We start from the raw sequence: 26,199 nt of genomic DNA, 5'->3' as shown, positions 1-26,199 counted from the left end.
TGGGGCATTTTGCGCTCAATTCCGTGAAACGTGATAACAGTGATCGGAACAATGGGACAACGCGCCTCTTCCGAATATGATTGCTTCGGACTATTTCAATGGGGAACCTGTCGCGGGGAACCCATCGCCGCGTTGCCACTCTGCCGAGGTCCGTGTCCCAGTGCGCCCTACCCCCAACCTGCTCCATCGCTATGCCAATCCGGGGCAGTTCCTGCGTCTGGCGCGCACCCTGCTGCCTTGGCTGACCGGTGGCGCAATCGTGTTTCTCGTGGTCGGTGTGATCTGGGGTCTCTTCATCGCCCCGGCCGACTGGCAGCAGGGCGACACCGTCCGCATTATGTATGTGCATGTCCCAATGGCGTGGCTGGCATCGTCCTGCTACCTCGGGCTTGCAACCTGCGGCGTGCTTTCGCTGGTCTGGCGCCATCCGCTGGCCGATCTGGCCGCCATAGAAATCGGACCCGTCGGCGCCTGCGCCGCCGCTTTGTGCCTGATTACCGGCTCGCTCTGGGGTGAGCCAATGTGGGGCACATGGTGGGTCTGGGACGCGCGCCTGACATCCATGCTGGTGCTGTTCTTCCTGTATCTCGGCCATATTGCCCTGATCCGCGCCTTTGACGAACCCGCCCGCGGCCAGCGCGCCGCCGCGATCCTCGCTCTGGCCGGTGTCATCGACCTTCCGATCATCAAGTTCAGTGTCCAGTGGTGGAACACCCTGCACCAGCCCGACAGCATCACCCTGACCGGCGCACCCACCATGTCCATGATGATGCTCTGGCCGCTGCTGATCTGCACGATCGGCTTTACGCTCGGTGTTGCGGCCGTCATTTTCACCCGGCTCAGCGCCGCCATCCATGAAAGCCGTGCGCGCCAGATGATGGCCCGTTCGCGTCTCGATCGCAGGGACAGTCAAGCAGCATGATGCATCTCCCGAATCACTGGCCCTATATCGCGGCCTCCTATGCCCTGACGCTGGGCTGCTCCCTTGTCCTCGGTGTTGGTGCCGCTCTGCGCCTTCGGAAGTCCAAGGCCCGTCTGGCCGCCGTCGAAAGCCATGCCCGCCGCCGTGAAAGGTCAGCCTCATGACCCGCAAGACCCGTCGTCTCTGGATCGTCATCGCCTGTCTGGCCTGTGTCGGTTCCGCCGCTGCCCTGACGCTGCGGGCGTTCTCGTCCAACATCGTGTTCTTCATGGCCCCTTCGCAGGTAAAGGCCAATCCGCCCTCACCCGATCGCACCATCCGCCTCGGCGGCATGGTCATGGCCGGCAGCCTGCACCGCATCAACGAAAACGGCACACCCGTGAACGCCTTTCAGGTGACGGACGGACAAGCCGCGGTCGAGGTCCATTACACCGGCATCCTCCCCGACCTGTTCCGCGAAGGACAGAGCGTCGTCGCCCTCGGCACCGTGCAGAAGGATGGCGGCTTCACCGCCAGCGAAGTCCTCGCCAAGCATGACGAGACCTACATGCCCAAGGAAGTCGCGGACGAACTCAAACGCACCGGCAAATGGGATCCGCGCTTCGGCAAAGCGCCGGATGCCTCAAGCTGGGACACCATGACCGCAAAGAAAGCAGGGGGCTGATCGCCTGATGTTCGGACCAGAACAGGGCCATTTCGCCCTGGCCCTCGCCTGTGTACTCGCCCTCGTGCAGTTCGCCGTCCCACTCTGGGGCGCCAACCGCCGTGACGCGCGCCTCGTAGGGCTTGCACCCTATCTCGCGGTCTCGCAGTTGCTTGCGCTGGGCTACTCGTTCCTGTGCCTCGTGATGTGCGCCGTCAGCGACGATTTCTCGGTCCAGAACGTCGCGGCAAACTCCGCTGTCTCCAAGCCGCTGCTGTATAAAATTACGGGCGTCTGGGGAAACCATGAAGGCTCGGTCCTGCTCTGGACGCTGATCCTCGCCGTCTGCGGTGGTGCGGTGTCCCTGTTCGGCCGTAACCTGCCGGACATCCTGCGCGGGCGCGTTCTGGCCATTCTCGGCGGCGTCTCCGCCGGGTTCCAGATGTTCTGCCTCCTGACGTCCGATCCGTTTGAGCGCGTTTTCCCCGCGCCGATGGACGGTCAGGGCATGAACCCGCTCCTTCAGGACCCCGGCCTCGCCTTCCACCCGCCCATTCTCTACACCGGCTATGTCGGTTTCGCCGTCCCCTTCGCCTTCGCTGTCGCCGCCCTGATCGAAGGACGTGTCGATGCCGCGTGGGGCCGCTGGGTCCGCCCATGGGCCGTGGCGGCCTGGTGCTTCCTGACCTGCGGCATCGCGCTGGGTTCTTGGTGGTCCTATTATGTGCTGGGCTGGGGCGGCTACTGGTTCTGGGACCCGGTGGAAAACGCCTCCCTCATTCCGTGGCTGACGGGTACGGCCCTCGTGCATTCCGCCATCGTCGTAGAAAAGCGCGAAGGCCTGAAAATCTGGACGGTCCTGCTCGCCATCGCGACGTTCTCGTTTTCTCTGTCGGGCACGTTTCTCGTCCGCTCGGGCATCCTGAACTCGGTCCACGCCTTCGCCAACGATCCCGCCCGCGGCGTGTTCATTCTGGCCCTGCTCGCCATCGTCATCGGCGGCTCGCTCGCTCTATTCGCATGGCGCGCGCCTTCCCTGACCTCGACCGGCCTGTTTTCTCCGGTTTCGCGTGAGGGCTCTCTGGTCCTGAACAACATCCTGCTGTGCTCGATCTGCGCCGTCGTCGTGACGGGCACGATGTACCCACCCTTCATGCAGCTTCTGGCCGGGCGCACCATTTCCGTCGGCAAGCCGTTCTTCGACGCCGCAACGATCCCGCTGACCCTGCCGCTCCTGCTGGCCATGGGCGTCGGCACGGCCCTGCCGTGGAAGCGCGCGCAGCTCGCCCGGACGTTCTCGCATCTCTATGCCGCGGCTGGCATTGCTGCGATCGGGCTGGTCCTGTGCTTCTGGAAGCTTTCCGGCATCCTGCCCATCGCCTGCGGTACGCTGGCGGTCTGGGTCATCGCGGCGTCCGTTTCCGACGTGCTGCGCCGGATCGGCATTGGCCATACGTCCGCGCAGGGCGTGTGGGAGCGCATGAAGAACCTGCCGCGTTCAAGCTGGGGGGCGGCACTCGCCCATATCGGCGCAGGCATCACCATTCTCGGCCTGTGCGGCATGTCTCAGGCCGAGCACGCCATCGTTGAAGTCCATATCGGCGAAACGCGCTCTCTGGCCGGGGACGACTGGACGCTTCTGGACGTGCATGACTATATCGGCCCGAACTACAAGGCCATGCAGGCCGACATCGCCATCCGTCGCAACGGCAAGCTCGTGACCATCCTGCATCCTGAAAAACGCGACTTCACAACGCAGAGCCAGACCACAACCGAAGTTGCGATCCACACCAATTTCATCACCGATCTGTACGGTGTGGTGGGTGACCGTCACGGTACAGGCAAGGACACGACCTATGTCCTGCGCCTGCACCGCAATCCGCTCGCGCCCTGGATGTGGCTGGGGGGACTGGTCATGGCGATTGGCGGCGCATTCTCACTGTCTGACCGCCGGATGCGGATCGGCGCGCCCAAGCGTGCCGCCGCCCGCAACATGGCCCGCGCCTGAGGAGAAACGGATATGAGCGTAACACGACGCGGCATCCTCACCGCCGTGCCCATCATTGGCGCGGGCGTCCTCGGCATCGGGTTCTGGCGGATGCTGAGCGACATGCGCAGCGGCGCCTTCGACCCACGTGCGATCAAGAACCCCAATGTCGGCAAACCCATCCCGACCTTCGCCATGCCCGGCCTCCCCGGTCTTGGCGACGGCTTCACAGATGCGGAGCTCAAAGCCCAGCACCGACCGGTTCTGGTCAATTTCTTCGCCTCATGGTGCATTCCCTGCGTGGCGGAAATGCCCGGCCTGCGCGCCATCTCGCGCAACATGCCGATCTGGGGCATCGCCTATGAGGACAAGCCCGAAAACGCCAGCGCCTTCATCCAACGCGACGGCTCGCCTTACGCCCGCGTCGCCTCCGACCGGCATGGCCGCGTGGCCATCGACTGGGGCGTAACCGGCGTGCCCGAGAGCTTTCTGGTCGCACCGGGAGGGCGCATCATCTGGCATGGCAGCGCCGCCCTCGACCCGCAGATCTACGAGGCGGAAATCCGCCCGAGGCTGGCCGGATTATGAAGGCTTCCAGACGCTTTCCGGCCCTGCTGCTCGCGGTCGGTCTGATCGGCGGCGGCGTAGCCCTTGCCGTGGACGATCCCGCCGAAATGCTGCCCAACCCGGCTCAGGAAAAACGGGCCGAAGCCCTCGGCGCGCATCTGCGCTGCCTCGTCTGTCAGAACGAGAGCATCGAGGATAGCAGCGCGCCCCTCGCCCGTGATCTGCGCAAGGTCGTCCGCGAACAGGTCGCGGCAGGCAAAAGCGATCAGCAAATCATGGACTGGATGACCGAACGCTACGGCGAATTCATCCGTCTGGCCCCACAGTTTTCATGGTCTACCGCCCTGCTCTGGCTGATGCCGGCGCTCGCGCTGGTGGCCGGACTTGTCATTGCATGGCGGACGGCCAGACGCCGCGTCGTCGCCACGCCTGCGCCGCTCACGGATGACGAGCGCGCGCGTCTGGATGCCCTTTCGGGCCGGGAGTAAACTGTTTGTTCTGGTTGGGAATCCTGATTATCGCTGCGGTGGCCCTGTGTCCCGCCTTTCTGGGCCTGCGAACCCTTCGTCGGCGCGTCAACGCCCGCGACTCCGCCCTCACGCTCTATCGCGGACAGCTTGGGGATCTGGAACGCGATCACGCCCTCGCCCTCATCAATGATGAAGAATATCAGGCCGCGCGCCTTGAAGTTCAGCGCCGTCTGCTGGCCACGGATGGCGAAGCCGCTGTCGAGGATCTTTCGGCCGAACCGGCCAAGCGCCGCCGGGTTCTTCCCGTTCTGGCGGTCGGACTCGGCATCCCGGTCCTGGCATTTGCCCTCTATATCGTTAACGGCCACCCCTCCCTCCCGCCACAGCCGCTGAGCGAGCGTCAGACAGGGCCGGATGCGAAGGGTCTGGAAATGATCCATAAACTTCAGGCTGAAGTCGCTACGATCCCTGCGACATCCTCGACTTATGCGACCGGACACTTCATGTTGGGGCAGGTCGAAGCCAAATCCGGTCTGACGGAAGATGCGATCCGGGACTGGAAAGCCGCTCTCGACGCCCATTTCGAGCCCGAGCTGGCCATTCGCCTCGCCGAGCTTGAAAGTCGTAACGGCAGCCACATCTCTGGCGAAAGCCTTGACCTCTATCGCCGTGCCCTGGCAGCGGCACCGGCTGATGCGCCCTGGCGTATGGCCGTGGAAGCCCGTATTGCGGTTGGCGAACATCAGGAGAATAACGGTCAGTGAGAAAACCCGAAGCCAACGCCATCGCGCTGTGCCCCGTCTGTCGCAAACCCATGCGCCCGACCTCGGAGAAATGCCCACATTGCGGTGCTGAACGTCATTACGGCCCGCGACTTCTTGAATCCACCGTCTGCGCCTTTGCCGGAATGGTCCTGCTCTCGGCGGTTTCCACCCTGATTCTACCGATCTCGCTGTGGACCATCATGTTCGCCGCCATCGGTCTGGTGGCCGGTTTTCTCTTTTCCCACAACCGTTTCAGTGGCGATCGCTGGCTGCAATAACAGGTTGGGATGAGCGACGCGCTTATCCCACTTTTGCAACTCTTCCCGCTCCCGAAACATTCCTGCTAATAAACAGGAATGACCCAATCTTCCGGACGTTCCCTGCCCTTTTTCGTCGCCGTGGCCATCCTCTCCTGGGCGAGCGCCTATCCCGTCGTCCGAATTGCCCTGCATGATTTTGCACCCGTGCCGCTGGCGGCATTGCGTTATGCCGTCGCGGCCGTCATGGCGGCTCTCTGGCTTTGGTGGAAACGCCCCACACGCCCGCTGACCGCCGATATTCCGCAGATCCTCGCCTGCGGCATGATCGGGATCATGCTCTACAATATCCTGTTCAACTGCGGAGAAATGACCGTCTCGTCCGGAGCGGCCAGCCTTCTCATCAGTGCGGCCCCGCTGATGGCGGGGCTTCTGGCCATGGTGTTCCTCGGCGAGCGTATGTCCCGTTGGGGCTGGGCCGGATCGATTCTGAGCTTCAGCGGCGTCGCCATGATCGCCAAGGGGCAAAGCGGCGGTCTCTCCTTTGGCTCCGGCGCCACGCTGGTGTTCGGCGCGGCCGTCTGCGCGGCGTTCTACACGATCCTCCAGAAAGGCTTGATCCGCCGCTACGGTGCCCTGCCGACAATCGCCTATGTCCTGATTTCGGGTGCGATTTTCCTGACCCCCTGGCTACCTCAGGGCCTCACGAGCTTCTCCCATGCCTCATGGCAGGGACAGGCCGCCGTGCTGGAACTTGGCATTTTCCCGGCGGCGTTCGGTTATGCCGCCTGGGGGTTCGTCATCGGCCATCTCGGTGCCTCGCGCGGTGCGGCGCTGCTCTATCTTCTGCCGCCCGTAACGATGGTTCTGGCCTATTTCCTCACCGGCGAAGTCCCGTCCCTACGCACCCTGATCGGCGGCGCGGTCGTCATGGCCGGTGTGATCCTGACCAATACCTATGGCCGTCATCCGGTAGCCCAGATCGTAGAATCCTGAAGTCGTTTTCTTGCTGTGACGGCATCCGGATTTTCTATGGCTCGGTTCCTTTGTCCTGCGGCGATTGTGCGATAATTTCCCCCGTGAAATGAGCCCGATCACCCGCAGGAAAGCCGAAAACAGACAATGAGCCGCACCGAAACCGATGGCATGGGCCCGATCGACGTCGCTGACGATGTGCTGTGGGGCGCACAGACCCAGCGCTCCTTAAAATATTTCAGCATCGGCCGCGAACTGATGCCGCATGAAATGATCGAAGCCTATGCGATCATGAAGCGTGCCTGCGCGACGGCCAATGCCGCCAGCGGTCGCCTGTCGCAGAACCGGGCGGATCTGATCCAGACCGTTTGTGACGAGATCATCAGGGGCGAGCATGACCGGATGTTCCCGCTCCATGTCTGGATGACGGGTTCGGGCACGCAGTTCAACATGAACGTCAATGAAGTGATCGCGAACCGTGGCTGCCAGATCACCGGCCATCCGCTCGGCAGCAAGACGCCGCTGCATCCGAACGATCACGTCAACATGTCGCAGTCCACCAACTGCAACTTCCCGACCGCCATGCACATCGCGGCCGTTCTCGGCACGCATCGTCGTCTGATCCCGGCCCTGACGCGGCTGCGTGACGCCATGGCTGCCAAGGCCGAAGAATGGCGCGATCTGGTCAAGGTTGGCCGCACGCATCTTCAGGATGCCGTCCCCATCACGCTGGGTCAGGAATGGCATGGCTATGCCGGGATGCTGACGGACAACATCGCCCGTCTGGAGCAGGCCCGCGACGGTCTGTTCTCCCTCGCCCTCGGCGGCACGGCCCTCGGCACCGGTGTCAGCACGGATGAAGGCTTCGACCTCCGCGCCTGCGCCGAAATTGCCCGCCTGACCGGACTTGGCTTCACAGCTGGCGAAAACAAGTTCGCGCTTCAGGGCGCGCATGATGCGCTGGTGCATCTGTCGGGTGCGCTCCGCACAACGGCGGGCAGCCTGTTCAAGATCGCCAACGACATCCGCCTGCTCGCCTGCGGCCCGCGCGCGGGTCTGGGCGAACTGCACCTGCCGGAGAACGAGCCGGGATCGTCGATCATGCCGGGCAAGATCAATCCGACGCAGGCTGAGGCGCTGGCCATGCTCGCCCTTCAGGTCATGAGCAATGATGTCGCGGTGGGCCTCGGCGGGGCTGCGGGTATGCTGGACATGAATGTCTACAAGCCGCTCATGATCCATAACATCATGCAGGGCATCACCCTTCTGCATGACGGCTCGGAAAACTTTCGCCGCTTCCTCGTCGAAGGCACGAAAGCCAATACCGAGAAGCTGAAACAGGATCTGGAGCGTTCGCTGGTTCTCGTCACGGCCCTCTCCCCGGCCATCGGTTATGACCGCGCCGCACAGGTCGCGCATCACGCTATGGAAAAGGATCTGAGCCCGCGTGAGGCCGCGCTGGAACTGGGCTTCATGACATCCGAAGAGTATGACCGCGTCGCCGACCCGCGCCTCATGCTGCGTCCGAACATCATAGCCCCCAAAGCCTGACCGAACACCCGCATCAGACCGCTTCCGCATGACGAAAACTTCATGCGGAAGCGATGGTCGTTACAGCTCAGGACTGATAGGGCGGACTCTTCTGCTTTTTTCCCGGAGATGCCCGTCAGATGATGACCCGCCGCGCAGCCCTGCTCGCTTTAACGCTCCTCACCCCCGTCTGTACGGCTGCGGCGGCCGATGCCCCCAAAACCGACACCAAGGCCGAAACTGGCAAGACAACCGACGCCTTCACGGGTGAGCCCGCCCTGCTCCCTGCGGATTCCGTCACCCAGCATCATCTGAACGGCATCGCCTACACCGCCCATGCCGGAACGCTCATCCTGCGCGGCCCCGACGGCAAACCGACGGCCCGCATGTTCTATGTGTCCTACACGAAAGACGGCGTCCCGGCTGGCACACGCCCGGTCTCGTATTTCTTCAATGGCGGACCGGGTGCGGCCACGGCCTATCTAAACCTCGGCGCGGCTGGCCCCAAGGCCCTGACCATGCCCGCCAAAGACCCAACGGACGGCACCCATGCCCAGCTTGCGGACAACCCCGACAGCTGGCTTCCCGTCACCGACATGGTCTTCATCGACGCCGTGGGCACGGGCTATTCCCGCCCCACCGATACGGCCAAGGCCGGAGACCAGTTCTACGGCGTCAAACAGGATGCCAGCACTTTCGCCAAGGCCATTGGCCTGTGGACGGCAGCGAATGGCCGTGAAGCCTCCCCGCATTATCTCGTAGGCGAAAGCTATGGTGGCATCCGCTCCATTCAGGTCGCCAATGCGCTCCAGATGGAACAGGGCATCCTGCTCAACGGCATCGTCATGATCTCCCCGGCCATCGAGATGCCCCTGCTCGATTCGGACGACAACCCGCTTTCCGCCGCTCTCATGATGCCAAGCCTGATCGCCGCACATCAGAGCCCGAACGTGACGGAAAAGACGGCAGACGAAGCCTATCAGTGGTCCCTGAACACCTACCTGCCGAAAATCGCCGGAAAGCTGCCGTCGGGCAGCGACGGTCAGGCGCTTTATGCCGAGATTGCCCAGCGCACCGGCCTGCCGCAGGACGTGATTGCCCGTCAGCACGGCATTCCCGCCATCGGCTCGCACGACATCATGTCCCGCGACGGTCGTCTGTACGGGCTGTACGATTTCACGCAGTCCATCGCCGACCCCTCGGCTGACGGTCTGGACGAAAGCCCCGATCCGACTCTGTTCGGCTTTGGCCGCGCCTATGGCAATGCCTTCTCGGGCTATGCCGCGAATGACCTCGGCTTCAAGACACCCCTGACCTACGACCTGCTCTCCTTCAAGGTGAACGGAAGCTGGAAGTGGAGCGCGGGTGGCCCGTCGCCCATCCATCAGATCCCAGTTCTGAACCGTCTTCTGGCACTTGATCCCGGCCTGCGCGTTTTTGTAGCAAATGGCTATTATGATGTGGCCTGTCCATTCGCGACCGCGCGCTGGATGAAGGACCATCTGACCGTCGGCGCAGACCGCGTGTCGCTGCATCTCTATCAGGGCGGTCATATGCTCTATACCCGCCCGGCCAGCCGTCATGCCCTCTCGGCAGACGTCGCGTCCTGGATTCAGGCAGACAGCCGCCAGCCCTGAAATAAAAAGTCATAAATTGACAGCAGGCGGTGAGGAACGGATAATGGATATGATGAGTTCCGGGCCTCACCTGACCGGACCTTTCGCGCGGAACACGCTGGCCGCCAATAGAGAGACCTTTATGTCCGCTGCATGTCAGACTGCCTGCAAAATACTCTCTCTGTCCTTCAGGCGGACCACCGTTTGACGATCCAGCGTCCTGCGGGCTCGGAACCGGGTTATTCGCTGGAACATGCGGTCACGACATCCTGTGACCGCGAACCCATCCATCGCCCGGACGCCATTCAGCCGCACAGCCTCCTACTGATCGCCGATAGCGCAACCCGGACCATTCTCGGTGGAGCAGGAGACATCGAAGGCCGTCTGACCCCAGATTGGCTGGGGCGTGATCTTGCGAGCGTCCTGAACGTCCCGCCCGAACGTTTTCAGGACGAAAAACGCGCATCCCTGTCCGATCTTCGTATCCCAGGGCTCGCAGGCGAGACCTTCAGCGTCGTACGCCATACCCAGAACACACATCTTCTCATCGAACTCGAACCCATCGAATCCCACAATCTGCTCACCTGGGATATTTTCGGCGAGATCGACAGAACGGCAGACCGTTTCGAACGCTGCCCCGATATCGCGTCCGTCTGTCGTCACGGTGCGACAATCTTTCAGCGCCTGACCGGCTTTGACCGCGTCCTGATCTATCGTTTCATGGAAGACGGCACGGGCCGCGTCGTAGGCGAAAGCCGCAACAACGCCTTCCCCTCCCTGATGAACCACCACTTCCCGGCCAGCGACATTCCTGCGCAGGCCCGGACTCTCTATGTCCGCAACCGCATCCGCGTCATCCCGGACATCACTTACGAAGCCGCCCCCATTCGCCCGCCCGAAGCCGGGCTTGCAGGGATCAATCTCAGCGACGTGCAACTCCGCAGCGTCTCACCGATCCACCTTCAATACATGGCCAATATGGGTGTGCGGGCCTCGGCGTCCGTCTCGCTGGTCGTCGATGGTGTGCTGTGGGGACTGATCGCCTGCCACAACTCTTCTCCAAGGCGCCTGCCCGAAGATATTCGCGCGGCGTGTCGCACACTGGCAGGCGTCATGTCCCGCCAGTTGCGAAACAAAGAAGAACTGGTGACCTATCAGGAGCGTCTGCGCCTGCGCAACGCGATGGAAGCCGTCACATCCCATTTTGACGTCCGCCGTCCGCTTGAAAACAACCTTCGCAACTGCATCAACGAATTACAGGCCCTTTTTCCCTGCAACGGGTTTGCCGTCATCAGTGCCGAGACCATCAGTGCAACCGGTGTGCTCCCCGATACGGATAGCCTGCACAAGCTGCATGACTGGTTGAGAGCGGGCAGCATTGGCGGAATTTTCAGCACTGCCATGCTGGGAAGGGACTACCCCCCTGCCACCGAGTGGCCTGAACGCTGCGCCGGTCTTCTGGCCATCACACTCCCTCTTCGCACCCCCATCTGTATCGTGTGGAGTCGGGTCGAAATCATTCAGACCATCGAATGGGCCGGTCATCCGCACAAGGACGATACGGGCAGCGACGGCATTCTGCGCCCCCGCACGTCCTTTCGAACATGGGAGCAGACCATCCGCGGGCACAGCACCCGCTGGACCAGCGAACAGAAACAGGCAGCCCGTCGCATCCGCCGCCTCCTGATCGCGGACGACCAAACGCAGCAGCTCCGCGAACTCAACGCAACCCTTGCCGCCACTCTGGAAGAACGCGAAGACCTGCTGCGCCAGAAAGACTTCCTGATCCGCGAGGTCAATCACCGCGTCCAGAACTCGCTTCAGATGGTCGCATCCTTCCTCAAACTTCAGGCCCGAAGCGCGTCAAATGAAGACACCACAACAGCTCTGAAGGAAGCGCAGCACCGGATTGCCGCCATCGGCCTCGTACATCGTCGCCTGTATCGTGACGAGCATGTCGGCGTCGTGGATCTGGGCCGCTATATCGAAGAGCTGATGGAAGAATTGTGCACGTCACTGGGTGAGGGCTGGCACGACCAGATGCATCTCTCCCTCTTTCCAATCCTGATTGCCGCAGACCGTGCCATCAATATCGGCCTGGTCCTGACCGAACTGATCATCAATACCAGCAAATACGCCTATGACGGCCATGCCGGGCCGCTCTATGTCGGACTGACCCAGACCGGCTCCCGACTGGTCCTGACGGTTTCGGATCAGGGTGAATGCACCCCCCAGCTCAAGGGAACGGGCTTCGGGACGCGCATGATGAACGCCGTCGTCAGCAGCCTTTCCGGCACACTGACCTACACAACACTGAACCCGGGCCTGGAAGCCGTCATGACACTGCCTCTGGATTCCCTGCTCCCCACGGAAGTTCCCACCCCTCCAAAGGCCGCCTCACAGACGCCCTATCCATATCCCTGAACACCCAACAAACAAAAAGGCGCCTGACCACTGGTCCGGCGCCTTTTTTATTACTGTCGCAAGAAGAGAGTTACGCGACGAGATTGCCTTCCTTGTCCACCAACTGGATCGGATAATCCCCGGTAAAACAGGCATCGCAATAACGGCGCGCACCCTCGGCGCGGTTCGCATGGCCCAGCGCCCGATAGAGCCCGTCGAAACTGACAAACGCCAGACTGTCCACACCGATGGCTCTCGCCATCTCCTCAAGCGTATGGGTCGCAGCCATCAGCTTGCTCTCTTCAGGCGTATCGATGCCGTAAAAGCAGGCATGTTTGGTCGGCGGAGACGTGATGCGCATATGCACTTCCGTCGCACCGGCAGCACGGACCATGTCCACAATCTTGCGCGACGTCGTGCCACGGACGATCGAGTCATCCACAAGAATGACACGCTTGCCCGCAAGGACCGGCCGGTTGGCCGAGTGCTTCATCTTCACACCAAGGTTACGGATCTGATCCGTCGGCTCAATGAAGGTCCGGCCCACATAATGGTTGCGGATGATCCCCAGTTCGAACGGAATACCACTTTCCGCCGCATAGCCGATCGCGGACGGCACGCCTGAATCTGGCACCGGCACCACAACATCCGCCTCAACCGCGCTTTCACGGGCCAGTTCGCAACCGATCTGGCGACGCGCTTCATAGACCGGCTGGCCTTCAAGCACAGAATCAGGCCGCGCAAAGTAAATATATTCGAACACACAGAACCGGCCGCCCTGATCCCCGAAAGGACGCAGCGAGCGCAGACCGTCATTGTTGATGACAACGATCTCGCCCGGTTCGATATCGCGGACATAATCCGCCCCGATGATGTCCAGCGCACAGGTCTCGCTGGCCAGAACCCAGCCGCCGTTCCCCTGCTCATGACCCGGCATCCGGCCGAGAACGAGCGGACGCACGCCAAGCGGATCGCGCATTCCGATCAGACCATCATCCGGCGTCAGCGTAATCAGCGAATACGCACCCTTGACCTGTTTGACCGCATCAATGAAGCGGTCGAGCACGGTCGTATAGAGCGAAATGGCGATCAGATGGATGAAAACTTCCGTATCCGTCGAGGAATGGAAAATGCATCCCCGCTTGACCAGCGCCTGCTTGAGCGTCGCCGAATTCGTCAGGTTGCCGTTATGCGCAACGGCCAGACCGCCGAACTCATAATCGGCATAAAGCGGCTGAACATTGCGGACATGTGTGCCGCCCGTCGTGGCGTAACGGTTGTGGCCAATGGCGACCGTGCCGGGCAGCGTCGCCATGACGCGGCTGTCTCCGAACACATCGCCCACCAGACCCAGACCTTTGTGCTGGTGGAAGCGTTCGCCATCGAAACTGACGATGCCCGCCGCTTCCTGTCCACGATGCTGGAGGGCGTGCAGGCCCAAGGCTGTCAGGGCCGATGCATCAGGCACACCCCAGACGCCAAAAACCCCGCATTCTTCATACGGGCGGTTGAGACTGTCGGACTGGGTCATGGGGCGCGGCCTTTCCGGACTGGTTTCACAAGGACGCCTCATGGCCGCTTGTGACTTCAGACGCAAGATGCGGTTGCAGGAAATGAGGCAGATAACCTGTCAGATGGGTTGCCCCGGCGGCAATGTAAGGACCGATGAGGCTTCCCTGCATCACATAGGACATCCACGAGCCAAAAAAAGAGCCTGCCAGCAGATAAAGAACAATCAGGGCCACATAACCCCGCGCCACACCGAACACCGCGCCCAGAATACGGTCCACACCCCCAAACAGAACACCCCGCGCCGCGGTCCCGACCCTGGCACCGATCATGGTAAAAAACAGGAGCACGACAACAAACAGAATCGCCGTACTCGCACTGCCCGCCAGCGCAGCCTGATGCAGATAGGGCGTCAGATAAGGTTCAAGCAGCCCATGAAACCGATAGGTCAGGACGATTGCTCCGACCCATGCCAGCAGTCCGGCCAGTTCTGTAGCAAAGCCGCGCGTCAGCCCCCACAGGGCCGAAAGCCCCATGATGCACAAAGCGACAATGTCGAGACGGGTCAGATCCGCAAGCGTGATATGGGAAAGGTCTGGCAGAGGCAGCATGTCACGGCAGCTTCGTCGAACGAAAACGGCCCCCCTTGTAGGGACGTATGCCACCAACGCGCAACTCGTCCGCCAGACGGATGCGCTCCTCGATTTCCGCCCACACCAGCCCGGCCTCGACGTCCCGCGCTTTCCAGATTTTCTCCAGCAGCACAATAAACGCCGCGCTGTCCCGAACCAGCGCCGGACGGTCATTGATCATGACATCAAGCACACAGCTTGCACCCGCAACACCCAGACGCCGCGAGAGCTTTGTTACTTTTCGATTCTTACGGAACGGAACTGATTTTTCCTGTGGCGTCATCACGACATGATGAGCGGAAGGCTGATGTCAGGCAAGCCGTTACCGCTCTTTTCCCAAGGCTGTTCAGGGCGCTTTTACAAAAAAACGACTAATTTCGATATTGGAACGTATTTCACGGGAAATATTTCCGCGATGTTTTGTCATCAATGTTTTTATTTTTGAAATATGCGTGATCTTGAACCTGTGTCATCCAATAATTAACTCTTTTTCTGAAAAATGCTCAACAGGTCAGGTGTGGAACTCTTTCCTCTCGCTCCTGACGCCATCAGGATGCAATGAGATGACAAATTACTGGATTGGCGGCGCAACCGGCGACTGGTTCGCAGCCACAAACTGGAGCGAAGGCACGGCCCCCCCGAACAAGGGATGGGTGGATGTTCTGGCCGGAAAGCAGGACGGAAGCGCGGTAACGATCAACGTTGCGCAGGCCAACGCCACACAGATCACCACTCTGAAGGTTGGCACCAACGCCACCCTGAACATCACCGCGACGTCTGCCACGCCCAGCGCTACGGCATTCTATGCCAACAGCCTGACCGTCGCGCAGGGCGGGACTATGCTTGTCAACACGCCCAGTACCGTCAATCTCGGCAGCAACCCGACCATCAACGGCACCCTTCAGATCTCGGGCAACCCGTCCATTTCGATCAACAGCAACAGCGTCGGCGGCTCAGGCACCCTGATTCTGGATCACACGACGCTGGGCAGCACGAATGCCCAGTTTCAGATGGGTTCGTCCCTGACGACGGTTCTTCAGAATGGCGCGTCTCTGTATGTCAACAACGCCACCGCCGGCGGAAGGATCGTGTTTGGCCGTGATGCCGTGGATGACGCTCCAAACCAGCTCATTCTGGCCGACTACAACCAGACGGTCTCCACCCCGATCACGGGGTATGATGCCACTTCCGTCATCACCATCGGTCACGGTGGATCGCCCCCTATCAGCGCGACCTTCATTGCCAACAGCAACGGCACCTACACGCTGAAAATTGCCTTCGACAACTATAATAACGGCATCACGCTCTCGAACGTCTCCTTCGGGCCCAACTCCACCCCCGGCACCCCGACGATCGTACAGAATGCCAATGGAAGCTGGAGTGTTGTCGGCGGCGCAACCGGATATAATGGACAGATCTGCTATCTGGCCGGATCCATGATCCTCACCCCCGACGGCGAGCGCGCCATTGAGACCCTGAAGGCCGGGGATCAGGTTACGGTCTGCGAAAATGGTGAACGCCACAGCCGGACAATCCTACGCGTCGGCCACTCTCATACGACAGTCGGCACCAGCGGACTGCCAGATATGGACGCCGTGCCTGTTCGCATCCGTGCCGGGGCTCTGGCAGACGGCATTCCCAACCGGGATCTTCTGGTCACGCCAGAGCACTGCATGATGCTTGAAAGCACCTTCATTCCCGTACGAATGCTCGTCAACGGCATGACCATCGCCTACGACCATTCCATTACCGAATACGACTATTATCACATCGAAACTGAACAACACGCCATTCTGACCGCAAACGGCGCGTTGTCAGAAAGCTTCATGGATGTCGGCCATCGCCCGGATGCCCTCATGCAGGGATCTCAGATCGAGCGCCTGCATGCTCTAAGCTGGGAAAAGGATGCTGCCGCGCCATTGGTCACGGATCGCGCCCATGTCGAACCGATCTTCGCAGCAATCGCATTGCGCGCGCAGGCTCTTGGTTACACGGCTCCCCAGCCCCTTCCAACAGCAAAAAGCGTGGATAGAACCCGTCTCGTGCTGGAAGACGGAACAGTCCTGTATCCCATCCGCACCAACGGCGAACAGTTTGTTTTCATGCTACCCGAAGGCTGCCAGAGCGTCCGCATCCTGAGCCCGACCGCCCGGCCGTCTGACCGGATCGGGCCGTTCGTGGATGACCGCCGGATGCTGGGTCTTCTGATTGGCGACGTGACAGTGTGGAGCGATGAACAGACCCGGCATCTGTCCAGCCATCTATCAGACCCATACGCTGACGGCTGGTGGGGCGTCGAAGCCAGTCACGCCCGCTGGACGACAGGCAATGCGCGACTGGACCTCGGCGGGGCGCTCAGAACATCCGGGGGGATTCTGAGCCTCCATATTCTGTCACAGGGGGATCAGGCAGCCGTCGCCGCCTGATCCCCCGACGCCTCAACGAAAACAAAAAAAGGCAGCCCTTTTTCAAAGGCTGCCTTTTTTTGTGGCCTGAGAGAAAGGGCGGAAAAATCCGCCCTCACACCCTTCAGGCTGCCGCGGACTTTGACGTCTTGAGCTGGCGTTCTTCCCACAGCGTGGCAAGCGCCTCGACCAGTTCATCAATCATCTCGTTCGTATGAAGTGGCGTCGGCGTGATCCGCAGACGCTCCGTTCCGCGCGGAACGGTCGGGAAATTGATGGGCTGGATATAATTCCCGAAACGGTTCAGCAGTTCATCCGAGAGGCTGCGGCACAGTTCGGCCTCCCCCACCATGACCGGCACGATATGGCTCGGATTCATGACATGCGGCAGACCTGCCTTGTCCAGTGCCTGACGCAGATAGGCCACGGCCCGCTGCTGACCATCACGCTCGGCACTGCTGTTACGCAGATACCGCACACTGGCCAGCGCACCAGCCGCGATCATCGGCGGAAGAGCCGTGGAGAAAATGAATCCCGAGCCGAAGGAGCGAACAAAGTCACAAAGCGCGGCAGAAGCGGCAATATAGCCACCCACAACACCATATCCCTTGCCCAGCGTTCCTTCGATCACCGTCAGACGATGGGACAGACCAAGCTTCTCGGCCACGCCCGCGCCATGATCGCCATACATGCCAACCGCATGGACCTCATCGAGATAGGTCATGGCGCCATATTTATCGGCCAGATCGCAGAACGCCTCGATCGGGGCAATATCACCATCCATCGAATAAACGGACTCGAACGCGATGATCTTGGGAACGTCGGCAGGAAGTTCCTTCAGGCGACGTTCCAGATCCGCGACATCGTTGTGACGGAAGATCTGCTTCTCGGCCCGCGAATGACGGATACCTTCGATCATGGAGGCATGATTGAGTTCGTCAGACAGCACAACGCAGTTGCGAAGACGTCCTGCAATGGTCCCGAGCGTCACCCAGTTCGACAGGTAGCCGGAGTTGAAAAGCAGCGCGCTTTCCTTGCCATGCAGGGAAGCGAGTTCTCTTTCCAGCTCCACATGATAGTGGTTGGTGCCCGAAATATTACGGGTTCCACCAGCGCCAGCGCCCGTTTCGTCCAGTGCAGCGTGCATGGCCGTCAGGACCTCAGGGTGCTGCCCCATGCCGAGATAGTCGTTCGAACACCAGACCGTCACATCACGGCCCAAGCCATGATGGAAAGCTTTGGGAAAATGACCCGCCCGGCGCTCCAGATCCGCAAAGTAACGGTAGCTGCCATCCGCATGCAGACCGTCGAGAGCGGACTGAAACATCGCATCATAGTTCATCGCGTTTTTCTCCTGCCCGGCACTGTAATCCTGTGACACGGTCTCGCCAAGCTCTCCCGCCAGATAAGACCACATAGCAGCTGTTTATTTCTCAATACTGCAAACCATCCGACCTACATGGTGAGACTGATTTTCCAGCTCTTTTCTGGAAACCTTGTATTTCCATACTTTCCATTTTCTTCACGCACGCCCCATCCCATTATCTTTCACAAGACATCACTCAGGAGCATGCAGCCATGCTGGACATCAGACCTTTTGCCACTCTCGGCCACGCCGATCACGGGTGGCTCGACGCGCATTATCATTTTTCCTTTTCGGACTATCAGGACCGTAACCGGATGCACTGGGGGCGGCTGCGCGTGTGGAACGACGATCGTATCGCGCCCCATAACGGCTTCGGCGCCCATCCACATCGCGACATGGAAATCATCACCTATGTCCGCACGGGTGCCATCACGCATGAAGACAGCCTCGGCAATCGTGGACGAACCGAAGCTGGCGATGTGCAGGTCATGTCAGCCGGTAGCGGAATTACGCATTCCGAATTCAACCGCGAAGACGACGCCACGACGCTCTTCCAGATCTGGCTGATCCCCGATGAGATGGGCGGAAAACCGTCCTGGGGCACTCGCCCGTTCCCACGTCATGAGCGCAACGGGCGCCTCGTCCCACTCGCTTCGGGCTTTCCGGAAGACAACGCCCTTCCTATCCGCACCCGTGGCCGGGTCTCCGGTGCGACACTCAAGGCCGGAGAAACCCTGACCGTCCAGACGGACCGCGCCATGTTTACCTATCTTGTTCCCGCTACAGGCAGCGTGGAAATCGAAGGGCGGATCGTTGGGCACCGGGACGGTGCGGCCCTTCATGATGTAGAAAGCATCACGATCACCGCGCGGGAAGATGCGGAAATCGTCCTCGTGGAAAGCGCAGCCTTGCGCTGACACGACGGAGGGTAAGGTTTTGTGACAAAAGGAGGAAATTCTGTGACAAACAACACAGAAAGGTGTTTCTTCCTCCTCGCATCCTGATCAGGAGCCAGACGTTAGGAAGACAGGGCCACCAGCCCGGAAAAGGCCCGTTTTCTTCTGACAGAAGGAGCCTGACAATGACCATCCAGAGCACATACACACAGAAGTCCGGCAAGGGCCAAACCGAAGCCCAGGCCTCAACGTCGGTTTTCACCCGTTTTGGGGACTGGCTGAGTGGAGCCAGCACCGATCGCTCGGGACTGACTGAAGTCACCATCAAGATGATGAAAGATGACTGTCAGTTCGCGACGACGGTTAGTGAAATCCGCGTTCCCCCCTCAACCCCGCTTTCACCAGAGCAGGTCGAGGATCTCATGGGGGAAAAGAGGATAAACCATATCTGCGATCAGACCGGTCAGTCGCCGGAAGCTGTGGAAACAGCCCTGACCGAAGTGCTTCCGATGCTGGCGTCCATGCTGCGGGAAAATCCGGAACGTCTCTTCAGTTATCAATGTAAGATCAACTGAACACGATTTCCAGATTTCCGAACGGCGGAGGTCTCGTCAGAGACCCTCAGCCGTTCGTGCCATACGACGACGACGCGGTCGTCCGGCGTTTTCTTCAAACCGCTCACTGATCTGGGCCGTCGTTTCCGGGGCGGCCAAAACCGTCCCGGATGCTTCGACACATCCAACCTTCTGTGCAAACGCAAGAAGATCCGGAAAATCCAAACCAATACCTCGAACCTTGAGCCCCAGTGCTTTGACGGCTTCCAGAGCAGCCCGATAAAAAAGCACTGCACCCTCGTCCAGAAGGGGAGCCTCTCCCGACTGCCGCCAAGTCATGTCCGAAGGCGCCAGCAAAGACGTATCAAACTGCACGCCGTCCAGTAATCCTCCGACGGCCCGCTCACGCAGAAGACTCAGGCTGGAGGGGGCGCTTCCAAAGCCGCCAAGGAAAATCTGGCATCCCTGATCGCGCAGGGCTGAAAGCGTGTAACACGTTTCCTTGTCGTCCTGGGCCAAGCCACTTTCCTGAAAAACCAGATCCAGACGACTGACAGGGAAACCACTGTTCTGAAGAACTGTATTCAGTCGACCGTTAAAGTCTCCGTCAGGCGCCTGATCATCCTCCAGAGAAACCATCAGCCGCATCGCCTCCGGCCATGTCGCAGCCTGTGAACACGCGTTTCCCAGGAGATCGGAATCAAATTCCCGCTGTTGCTGTCCCAGACTCTTGCGTCGGCTCTTGCGTAGGGTTCGACGGGGAACCGAGAGCCAGAGCTGGCTCATATCCACCTGCGCCCCGATGACCTTGTCTGTTCCGTTGCGCCCCAGAACGAAACGTGGGAGCCATCGCAGGGGAGGCAGTGCGCTTTTTTGACGCGCCCTGCGACTCCGAAGTGTCGTGGCAAACATTCCCGCACTGGACTCTGCCATAGAGGCAGCATAGTCCGGTTTACCTTCGGGTAGTTCGGACAGCCCATCCACCCTGACTGTCTGGCCGACATGCAGGCCCTGAGGGGTTGTCGCCACCGAAGTCGCTCCCCGTCCTAGATCATCCAATGCGGACACCTCCGTTCTTCATGTCAGAACAATGCCGCTGAACCTCCTAATTTTTCCTTAATGGCGCAGGCATTTCTGCTGTCGTTTGAACCGTGATTGCTGGCTAATACCCGCCCGGCCTATCTGCTTTGGATCCATCCAAACTCTTCGTTCGATCAATCCGGACAAAGCTGCTACGGTTTCATGCCCGGACCTTCTTCCGGGCCTGTGACACCCTTGGGCGTGGGGTCTTTTCCCCTCCGAGACAGGACCATTCTGCATGACGGATGCCACAACCCGCTCCGCCGTATCTACATCTTCCCAAGGCTCTCTTACTGCCCTCCTGCCCTACTGGCAGGTCACTTTTGCCTCCTTTATGGGCTGGTTTCTGGACGCTTTTGACCAGACGACGCTCATGTTTACTCTTCCCGACATCGCCCATGATTTCGGATGCACGATTGCCGATCTGGGGGCCGTCCTGATGGGGCAGTCCATCGGGCGCGCCGTCGGCAATACAGGCTGGGGATGGCTGGCTGACCGCTATGGTCGCAAGCCGGCGTTTATGCTTGGTGTCGTCTGGTTTGCCGTCTTTTCCGCCATGACAGGCCTCTCTCATCACTTTTATGTGCTGATGGCCGTGCAGTTCCTGTTCGGAATCGGCTTTGGCGGCGAATGGACCGCATCGGCCGCTCTGCTGATGGAAAGCGTCCCAGCCTGGACACGTCCCATGGCCTCCGCACTCATGATGTCCGGCTATGAAGTCGGCTATTTCGCCGCGGCTGGCGTGCAGGCCCTGATCCTGCCGCATTATGGATGGCGCGTGCTGTTCTTCATCGGTCTCGTCCCTGCTGCGCTGGCGCTGTTCATCCGGATCGGCGTACCGGAAAGCCCGGTCTGGCTGCGGACCCACGAAGACCGTCTGACCAGAAAGCAGCACCACACAGCCCCGCCACCGCGTCCCAAATTCCGTCTGACGGGTGCAGCGCTTCAGGCGATCGCTTTTATGAGCTTTCTCGAATTCCAGAAAGCCGCGATCTACACCTATTACCCGACCATTCTGCGTGGCAGTCACCACCTGACGCAACAGGCCGTTTTCTGGCCGGTGACGCTCTATTGCCTTGGATCGTTTGGCGGAAAAGTCTTGTGCGGCTGGCTGGCAGAGCGTTTCGGGGAAGTCCGGGTCATGCTCAGCGCGCTGATCGTCGTGATGCTGACGATCTGGCCGTTCCTGAGCGCCCCCACCTGGACCATGCTGCTGGTTGCAGCCTTCGTTATGGGTGCCGCGGCTTCGGGGATTTTCGCTCTTGTCCCGCATTATCTGGCACAGCGTTTCCCGTCCGACACCCGCAGCTTCGGTATGGGGCTGGGCTATGCGCTCGGCTCTATCGGGCAGGGCATGGCGCAGAAACTCGTGCCCATGTTCGGCCCAACCATTCTTACACTGCCGCTCTCAGCCGAAATCTTCGTGCTGGGCACCAGTCTCGTGACGGGTGCCATCGCTCTGATCCGCCCCAAAGAACTTCCCGGCGAACATATGTGAGGGCTGTGCGGTGGTCTCTTAAAGAGAGGCCGCCAGCCACTCCGCCACCCGGATGCCATCAATTCCGGCGGAAAGAATACCACCAGCATAACCTGCCCCCTCGCCTGCCGGGAACAACCCGCGCAGGGTCGGGCTTTGCCCGTCACGGTCACGACGCAGGCGGATCGGCGAGGATGTGCGCGTTTCCACGCCTGTCATGACAGCATCGTCCATAGAGAAGCCGCGCAGCTTGCGTTCAAACTGCGGCAGCGCCTCACGGATGGCGTCCGTTACGAAGGGCGGCAGACACAGTGTCAAATCCGTCGGCGTCACACCCGGCTGATAGGACGGCACGACGTCCCCCAACGACGTGGAAGGACGCCCGGCCAGAAAATCCCCAACCCGCTGGGCAGGGGCGTTGTAATTGCTGCCCCCCGCGACGAACGCCGCCTTTTCCCACTGTCGCTGAAACGCCATGCCGCCCAGAACGTCGTCCGGGAAATCAAGCTCGGGCTTTACCTCAACAACGATGCCGCTATTCGCATTTCGCTCGGCCCGCGAATACTGGCTCATCCCGTTGGTGACGACCTGCCCTTCCTCGGAGGTTGCCGCCACGACCTGCCCGCCGGGGCACATGCAGAACGAATAGACCGCACGGCCATTCGAGGCATGATGGACGAGTTTATAATCCGCAGCCCCCAACATCTCATGCCCGGCACTGGCCCCAAAACGGGCCACGTCGATCACGGATTGCGGGTGCTCGATCCGTACGCCGATGGAGAACGGTTTGGGGTCCATTTCTACATGGGCTTCACGCAGCATTTCAAACGTATCGCGCGCCGAGTGTCCGACCGCCAGAATAACGCGCTCCGCCGGAAGCGTTTCACCGTTCGACAGATGCAGGCCGCGCAGACGACGCTCCGTTCCTTCGCCTGCCATGTCGAAACCCTCAACACGGGTCTCGAAGCGGTACTCGCCCCCCAGACGCTCGATTTCAGCGCGGATGAACATGACCATCGTAACAAGACGGAACGTGCCGATATGGGGTTTGGAGATCGTCAGAATTTCTTCCGGGGCACCCGCCCGGACGAATTCTTCCAGAACATGCCGCCCCAGATGTCGCGAGTCCGAAACCCCGGAATAGAGCTTGCCGTCAGAGAACGTCCCTGCCCCGCCTTCGCCGAACTGGACGTTGCTCTCAGGCGTCAGAACGGATTTACGCCACAGGGCGAACGTATCGACCGTCCGTGCCTTCACGTCCTTACCGCGCTCGATAATGATGGGTTTTAGCCCGGCCTGCGCCAGTGTCAGCGCCGCCATGATCCCGCAGGGACCCGCGCCGATGACCACAGGACGCGGTGCCCCCTCGGGCAAGGTCGCCTCGGGCAGATGATAGGTCGTGTCCGGCGTCGGGCGGATATGCTGATCGCTCGCATGGGCGGCCAGAACCGCAGCCTCGTCCGCGACATCACAATCCACGTTATAGACCAGCACGATATGGCCGCGTTTGCGGGCATCATAGCCGCGACGCGCCACAGTCAGGCTTTGCAGGTCTTCAGATGGAATGTTCAGACGCGCAAGCACGGCGTCGCGCAGCGCCTCCGCCGCATGATCGAGCGGAAGGCGCAGTTCGGTAATGCGGATCATCAGTGGTGCCCGTTCCCCGAATCATTCCCTGCTTTTCCTGCAACCGGCGGCGCAGGATCGGCATGATGCGTGTCGGGGGAGCCTTCCATGATCCGGTCCATGATGGCCATCAGCACGCCCGAGACCACGAAAGCGAGATGGATGCCCACGCTCCATTCCAGAGCGCGCGTCGAGGTCTCATCCACACGGATGAAATCCGCCAGCACATGGATCGCGGACATGGCCACGATCGAGGCCATGAGCTTGATCTTGATGTCCCCGAACGTGACATGCCCGATCCAGCTCGGATAATCCTCATGGCTGCGGATATCGAGCCGCGAAACGAAATTCTCGTAGCCTGAGAACATGACGATCAGCAGCAGATTGGCCAGCAGGACCAGATCAATCAGATCCAGCACGCCGACGAAGACGTCGTCGAAATCCAGCCCCGTCGCCTTCAGCACCAGTCCGATCAGTTGCTGGAAGAACTTGAACGCCACCAGCAGCAGCCCGATCGTCAGGCCGAAATAGAGCGGTGCGGCGATCCAGCGCGTGGCGAAAAACGCACGCTCCATGAAGCCTTCGGCACGGCCGAAACTGCCGGTGCGTCGGGTGGACTGCGGATCGGGAGAAGGAGAGGAAGTCGTCATGCTTCCTCTCTACGATTTCAGGGGATGTTTCGCCACAGTGTTGTGAACGCCGGGCGTAAATCCCTTATGGTGTGATCTGCGTGCCCAGAACCTTGAGGAACTGCCCGATCCAGGCCGGATGCGCGGGCCATGCCGGACCGGTGACGAACTGGCCGTCCGTCACGGCGCCATCCATCGGGAGGGACTGGTACTCTGCCCCAGCGAGCAGCACTTCCGCACGACAGGCCGGATAGGCCGAAATCTTCTTACCCTTGATGACGCCCGCCGCCGCCAGAAGCTGCGGACCATGACACACTGCTGCAACCGGCTTGCCGCTCTCAACGAATGCCCGGACCAGATCCAGCACGCTTTCGTCGGTGCTGAGCTGTTCTGGCGCACGTCCGCCCGGAATAATCAGTGCGTCGTAAGAATCTGCCGCCACACCTGCATAGGTCGCGTTCAGCGTGAAATTATGACCGCGCTTTTCGGTGTAGGTCTGATGGCCTTCGAAATCGTGGATCGCCGTCACAACCTGCTCCCCGGCCTTCTTGCCCGGCGACACCACATCGACCTTATGCCCGACCAGAAGCAGCATCTGGAACGGCACCATGATTTCGTAATCCTCAACGAAATCACCTGCGATGATGAGAATACGTTTTTCGGCCATCGTTTCCTGTCCTTCTTCGTAATCACAGCCCTGAAGACTGTGGTCATTCTTCACCCTCTAACGACACCACGCTCCGCACCGTTCGGCAATATCGTCACGCATGGGGATATAGAGATGGGACGGTCGCGTCACATGCGGTAAGGTTAGGTCTTCATTCTTGCAGCACTGGCCTCCATGACTTCAGATCCCCACCACGCCTGCGATCACGACCATCATGACACCGCGTCGCCGCATGATCATGCAGGACACGACCACGCGGGCCATGACCACCACGATCATGACCACGCGGATTGTGACGGGCACAGTCATGGCTTCGGATTCGGACACCAGCACGTCCATGCGCCGGCAAGTTTCGGCGCAGCCTTCGCCATCGGGATCGCCCTGAACACGGCCTATGTCGCCGGGGAAGCGCTGTGGGGCGTCTGGGCACATTCGATGTCCCTGCTGGCCGATGCGGGGCACAACCTGTCCGATGTGCTGGGTCTCGCGGGCGCATGGTTGGCGCAGGTTCTGGCGACGCGCCCGTCCAGCGCACGGTTCACGTATGGCCTGCGCCGCTCCACGATCCTCTCGGCTCTTGCGAATGCCACGATCCTGCTGCTCGTGACTGGCGGTATCGTTTGGGAATCCGTGCTGCGCCTGTTTTCCCACGAGATGGTACAGGGCGAGATCATCAGCTGGGTCGCACTGGTCGGAATCGCCGTCAACGCCGTCACAGCCCTGCTGTTCATGAAAGGCGCATCAAGCGACCTCAACATCCGCGGCGCTTTCCTGCACATGGCGGCAGATGCCGTCATGGCGTTCTCGGTCGTCATCGCCGGTCTGCTCATTTCGTTTACGGGCTATACGATCATCGACCCGATCATGAGCCTGATCGTCTCGGCTTCCATCGTGATCGGCACTTGGTCCCTGCTCCGCCGTTCACTGGATCTGGCGCTGGATGCGGTCCCGGCGGGGATCGATCCCGAGGCGGTTCAGACAGCGCTCCTTTCCGTCGAAGGCGTGTCCGGTCTGCATCATCTGCATATCTGGGCCATGAGCACGACCGAAACCGCCCTGACCGTCCATCTTCTCTGCGATCCCGCACATCCCGTCCCTCCGGACCGGATCATCGCCAACGCCGCCGCATTGCTGCGGACGCAGTTTGACATCGCCCACCCCACTTTCCAGCTTGAAACACAGCCCTCTGTCTGCGACACGCACCAGCCCTGCTGCTGAGGACGC

25 protein-coding genes are annotated in these 26,199 nt (G+C 60.6%); 17 read left to right on the top strand and 8 right to left on the bottom strand.

Features of this window, described 5'->3' with window-relative positions; translation table 11 throughout:
• Positions 1-160 precede the first annotated feature (160 nt).
• The 12 genes from JK176_RS00645 (at position 161) to JK176_RS00590 (ending at position 12,155) form a co-directional block, all read left to right on the top strand.
• Positions 161-922 carry a heme ABC transporter permease gene (locus JK176_RS00645; protein WP_099285589.1) on the top strand — a complete coding sequence of 254 codons (762 nt, stop codon included), beginning with the start codon at positions 161-163 and terminating at the stop codon, positions 920-922.
• Entirely contained in the window at positions 919-1,086 is a 168-nt protein-coding gene (locus tag JK176_RS00640) for a hypothetical protein (protein ID WP_211585912.1), read from the top strand. The genes JK176_RS00645 and JK176_RS00640 overlap by 4 nt, the downstream gene beginning before the upstream one ends.
• Positions 1,083-1,586, top strand: coding sequence for a cytochrome c maturation protein CcmE (gene ccmE / locus JK176_RS00635; protein ID WP_172492861.1), 504 nt, complete (start codon positions 1,083-1,085; stop codon positions 1,584-1,586). Before JK176_RS00640 ends, ccmE begins: the two co-directional genes overlap by 4 nt.
• Positions 1,587-1,593: 7 nt before the next feature.
• The gene (locus JK176_RS00630) at positions 1,594-3,573 is read left to right on the top strand and encodes a heme lyase CcmF/NrfE family subunit (protein ID WP_211585911.1); all 1,980 of its coding nucleotides are present in this window, start codon (positions 1,594-1,596) and stop codon (positions 3,571-3,573) included.
• A gap of 12 nt (positions 3,574-3,585) precedes the next feature.
• On the top strand, positions 3,586-4,140 hold the full coding sequence (locus tag JK176_RS00625; protein ID WP_194261876.1) for a DsbE family thiol:disulfide interchange protein: 555 nt from the start codon (positions 3,586-3,588) through the stop codon (positions 4,138-4,140).
• Positions 4,137-4,607, top strand: coding sequence for a cytochrome c-type biogenesis protein (locus JK176_RS00620; RefSeq protein WP_211585910.1), 471 nt, complete (start codon positions 4,137-4,139; stop codon positions 4,605-4,607). The genes JK176_RS00625 and JK176_RS00620 overlap by 4 nt, the downstream gene beginning before the upstream one ends.
• Positions 4,608-4,612: 5 nt before the next feature.
• Positions 4,613-5,353 carry a c-type cytochrome biogenesis protein CcmI gene (gene ccmI / locus JK176_RS00615; RefSeq protein ID WP_206033016.1) on the top strand — a complete coding sequence of 247 codons (741 nt, stop codon included), beginning with the start codon at positions 4,613-4,615 and terminating at the stop codon, positions 5,351-5,353.
• Positions 5,350-5,631 carry a hypothetical protein gene (locus JK176_RS00610; RefSeq protein WP_211585909.1) on the top strand — a complete coding sequence of 94 codons (282 nt, stop codon included), beginning with the start codon at positions 5,350-5,352 and terminating at the stop codon, positions 5,629-5,631. Before ccmI ends, JK176_RS00610 begins: the two co-directional genes overlap by 4 nt.
• Positions 5,632-5,709: 78 nt before the next feature.
• Positions 5,710-6,606 carry a DMT family transporter gene (locus JK176_RS00605; RefSeq protein WP_211574008.1) on the top strand — a complete coding sequence of 299 codons (897 nt, stop codon included), beginning with the start codon at positions 5,710-5,712 and terminating at the stop codon, positions 6,604-6,606.
• Positions 6,607-6,732: 126 nt separating this feature from the next.
• Positions 6,733-8,136: a lyase family protein gene (locus JK176_RS00600; protein WP_211585908.1), complete on the top strand. Its 1,404-nt coding sequence runs from the start codon at positions 6,733-6,735 to the stop codon at positions 8,134-8,136.
• Positions 8,137-8,255: 119 nt separating this feature from the next.
• Complete coding sequence (locus tag JK176_RS00595; RefSeq protein WP_211585906.1) at positions 8,256-9,752, top strand: S10 family peptidase; 1,497 nt, start codon at positions 8,256-8,258, stop codon at positions 9,750-9,752.
• 132 nt (positions 9,753-9,884) lie between these two features.
• Entirely contained in the window at positions 9,885-12,155 is a 2,271-nt protein-coding gene (locus JK176_RS00590) for a histidine kinase dimerization/phosphoacceptor domain -containing protein (RefSeq protein ID WP_211585904.1), read from the top strand.
• A gap of 70 nt (positions 12,156-12,225) precedes the next feature.
• Here JK176_RS00590 and purF read toward each other — a convergent pair whose 3' ends face one another.
• The 3 genes from purF to JK176_RS00575 are packed head-to-tail and all read right to left on the bottom strand — an operon-like array spanning position 12,226 to position 14,558.
• The gene (gene purF, locus JK176_RS00585; protein ID WP_077802325.1) at positions 12,226-13,665 is read right to left on the bottom strand and encodes an amidophosphoribosyltransferase; all 1,440 of its coding nucleotides are present in this window, start codon (positions 13,663-13,665) and stop codon (positions 12,226-12,228) included.
• A gap of 25 nt (positions 13,666-13,690) precedes the next feature.
• On the bottom strand, positions 13,691-14,254 hold the full coding sequence (locus JK176_RS00580; protein ID WP_211585903.1) for a CvpA family protein: 564 nt from the start codon (positions 14,252-14,254) through the stop codon (positions 13,691-13,693).
• 1 nt (position 14,255) lies between these two features.
• Positions 14,256-14,558 (bottom strand): hypothetical protein, encoded by a 303-nt coding sequence (locus JK176_RS00575; protein WP_194261868.1) that lies wholly within the window; start codon positions 14,556-14,558, stop codon positions 14,256-14,258.
• A gap of 280 nt (positions 14,559-14,838) precedes the next feature.
• Here JK176_RS00575 and JK176_RS00570 point away from each other — a divergent pair, with 280 nt between their 5' ends.
• Complete coding sequence (locus JK176_RS00570) at positions 14,839-16,701, top strand: Hint domain-containing protein (protein ID WP_211585901.1); 1,863 nt, start codon at positions 14,839-14,841, stop codon at positions 16,699-16,701.
• Between the two features lie 103 nt (positions 16,702-16,804).
• Here the strand turns inward: JK176_RS00570 and hemA are convergent, their stop codons facing one another.
• A complete protein-coding gene (gene hemA, locus JK176_RS00565) occupies positions 16,805-18,022 on the bottom strand; it encodes a 5-aminolevulinate synthase (protein ID WP_211586138.1) in 1,218 nt (405 codons plus the stop codon).
• A 236-nt stretch (positions 18,023-18,258) separates the two neighbouring features.
• On the opposite strand from hemA, the gene JK176_RS00560 reads away from it, so the two are divergent.
• Both JK176_RS00560 and JK176_RS00555 read left to right on the top strand, forming a co-directional pair.
• Positions 18,259-18,963, top strand: coding sequence for a pirin family protein (locus JK176_RS00560; RefSeq protein ID WP_211585899.1), 705 nt, complete (start codon positions 18,259-18,261; stop codon positions 18,961-18,963).
• A gap of 164 nt (positions 18,964-19,127) precedes the next feature.
• Positions 19,128-19,517: a YidB family protein gene (locus JK176_RS00555; protein WP_194266698.1), complete on the top strand. Its 390-nt coding sequence runs from the start codon at positions 19,128-19,130 to the stop codon at positions 19,515-19,517.
• A 36-nt stretch (positions 19,518-19,553) separates the two neighbouring features.
• Here JK176_RS00555 and JK176_RS00550 read toward each other — a convergent pair whose 3' ends face one another.
• Positions 19,554-20,525 (bottom strand): EAL domain-containing protein, encoded by a 972-nt coding sequence (locus tag JK176_RS00550; protein ID WP_322783032.1) that lies wholly within the window; start codon positions 20,523-20,525, stop codon positions 19,554-19,556.
• A 289-nt stretch (positions 20,526-20,814) separates the two neighbouring features.
• Here JK176_RS00550 and JK176_RS00545 point away from each other — a divergent pair, with 289 nt between their 5' ends.
• Positions 20,815-22,074, top strand: coding sequence for an MFS transporter (locus tag JK176_RS00545; RefSeq protein WP_211585898.1), 1,260 nt, complete (start codon positions 20,815-20,817; stop codon positions 22,072-22,074).
• 18 nt (positions 22,075-22,092) lie between these two features.
• Here JK176_RS00545 and JK176_RS00540 read toward each other — a convergent pair whose 3' ends face one another.
• The 3 genes from JK176_RS00540 to JK176_RS00530 form a co-directional block, all read right to left on the bottom strand.
• On the bottom strand, positions 22,093-23,700 hold the full coding sequence (locus JK176_RS00540) for an NAD(P)/FAD-dependent oxidoreductase (RefSeq protein WP_211585897.1): 1,608 nt from the start codon (positions 23,698-23,700) through the stop codon (positions 22,093-22,095).
• The gene (locus JK176_RS00535; protein ID WP_099285501.1) at positions 23,700-24,329 is read right to left on the bottom strand and encodes a TIGR00645 family protein; all 630 of its coding nucleotides are present in this window, start codon (positions 24,327-24,329) and stop codon (positions 23,700-23,702) included. Before JK176_RS00535 ends, JK176_RS00540 begins: the two co-directional genes overlap by 1 nt.
• Positions 24,330-24,393: 64 nt before the next feature.
• Positions 24,394-24,975 carry a DJ-1/PfpI family protein gene (locus tag JK176_RS00530; RefSeq protein WP_206032996.1) on the bottom strand — a complete coding sequence of 194 codons (582 nt, stop codon included), beginning with the start codon at positions 24,973-24,975 and terminating at the stop codon, positions 24,394-24,396.
• Between the two features lie 174 nt (positions 24,976-25,149).
• Between JK176_RS00530 and JK176_RS00525 the strand changes: the two genes are divergently transcribed.
• Positions 25,150-26,193: a cation diffusion facilitator family transporter gene (locus JK176_RS00525; RefSeq protein ID WP_211585896.1), complete on the top strand. Its 1,044-nt coding sequence runs from the start codon at positions 25,150-25,152 to the stop codon at positions 26,191-26,193.
• Positions 26,194-26,199 lie beyond the last annotated feature (6 nt).

Origin of the sequence: Gluconobacter sp. Dm-73, from assembly GCF_018256215.1 — a bacterium.
In the GTDB taxonomy this organism is placed as follows: domain Bacteria; phylum Pseudomonadota; class Alphaproteobacteria; order Acetobacterales; family Acetobacteraceae; genus Gluconobacter; species Gluconobacter cadivus.
The sequence above is the reverse complement of the archived record's forward strand: the minus strand, read 5'-3'. Positions and strand labels throughout refer to the sequence as shown.

Bases quoted from the DNA above. Each gene is read 5' to 3' on its own strand.
- JK176_RS00640 (WP_211585912.1), top strand. From the start codon at position 919: ATGATGCATCTCCCGAATCACTGGCCCTATATCGCGGCCTCCTATGCC.
- ccmE (WP_172492861.1), top strand. From the start codon at position 1,083: ATGACCCGCAAGACCCGTCGTCTCTGGATCGTCATCGCCTGTCTGGCC.
- JK176_RS00630 (WP_211585911.1), top strand. From the start codon at position 1,594: ATGTTCGGACCAGAACAGGGCCATTTCGCCCTGGCCCTCGCCTGTGTA.
- JK176_RS00625 (WP_194261876.1), top strand. From the start codon at position 3,586: ATGAGCGTAACACGACGCGGCATCCTCACCGCCGTGCCCATCATTGGC.
- JK176_RS00620 (WP_211585910.1), top strand. From the start codon at position 4,137: ATGAAGGCTTCCAGACGCTTTCCGGCCCTGCTGCTCGCGGTCGGTCTG.
- JK176_RS00605 (WP_211574008.1), top strand. From the start codon at position 5,710: ATGACCCAATCTTCCGGACGTTCCCTGCCCTTTTTCGTCGCCGTGGCC.
- JK176_RS00600 (WP_211585908.1), top strand. From the start codon at position 6,733: ATGAGCCGCACCGAAACCGATGGCATGGGCCCGATCGACGTCGCTGAC.
- JK176_RS00595 (WP_211585906.1), top strand. From the start codon at position 8,256: ATGATGACCCGCCGCGCAGCCCTGCTCGCTTTAACGCTCCTCACCCCC.
- JK176_RS00590 (WP_211585904.1), top strand. From the start codon at position 9,885: ATGTCAGACTGCCTGCAAAATACTCTCTCTGTCCTTCAGGCGGACCAC.
- purF (WP_077802325.1), bottom strand. From the start codon at position 13,665: ATGACCCAGTCCGACAGTCTCAACCGCCCGTATGAAGAATGCGGGGTT.
- JK176_RS00580 (WP_211585903.1), bottom strand. From the start codon at position 14,254: ATGCTGCCTCTGCCAGACCTTTCCCATATCACGCTTGCGGATCTGACC.
- JK176_RS00575 (WP_194261868.1), bottom strand. From the start codon at position 14,558: ATGACGCCACAGGAAAAATCAGTTCCGTTCCGTAAGAATCGAAAAGTA.
- JK176_RS00570 (WP_211585901.1), top strand. From the start codon at position 14,839: ATGACAAATTACTGGATTGGCGGCGCAACCGGCGACTGGTTCGCAGCC.
- hemA (WP_211586138.1), bottom strand. From the start codon at position 18,022: ATGAACTATGATGCGATGTTTCAGTCCGCTCTCGACGGTCTGCATGCG.
- JK176_RS00560 (WP_211585899.1), top strand. From the start codon at position 18,259: ATGCTGGACATCAGACCTTTTGCCACTCTCGGCCACGCCGATCACGGG.
- JK176_RS00555 (WP_194266698.1), top strand. From the start codon at position 19,128: ATGACCATCCAGAGCACATACACACAGAAGTCCGGCAAGGGCCAAACC.
- JK176_RS00545 (WP_211585898.1), top strand. From the start codon at position 20,815: ATGACGGATGCCACAACCCGCTCCGCCGTATCTACATCTTCCCAAGGC.
- JK176_RS00540 (WP_211585897.1), bottom strand. From the start codon at position 23,700: ATGATCCGCATTACCGAACTGCGCCTTCCGCTCGATCATGCGGCGGAG.
- JK176_RS00535 (WP_099285501.1), bottom strand. From the start codon at position 24,329: ATGACGACTTCCTCTCCTTCTCCCGATCCGCAGTCCACCCGACGCACC.
- JK176_RS00530 (WP_206032996.1), bottom strand. From the start codon at position 24,975: ATGGCCGAAAAACGTATTCTCATCATCGCAGGTGATTTCGTTGAGGAT.
- JK176_RS00525 (WP_211585896.1), top strand. From the start codon at position 25,150: ATGACTTCAGATCCCCACCACGCCTGCGATCACGACCATCATGACACC.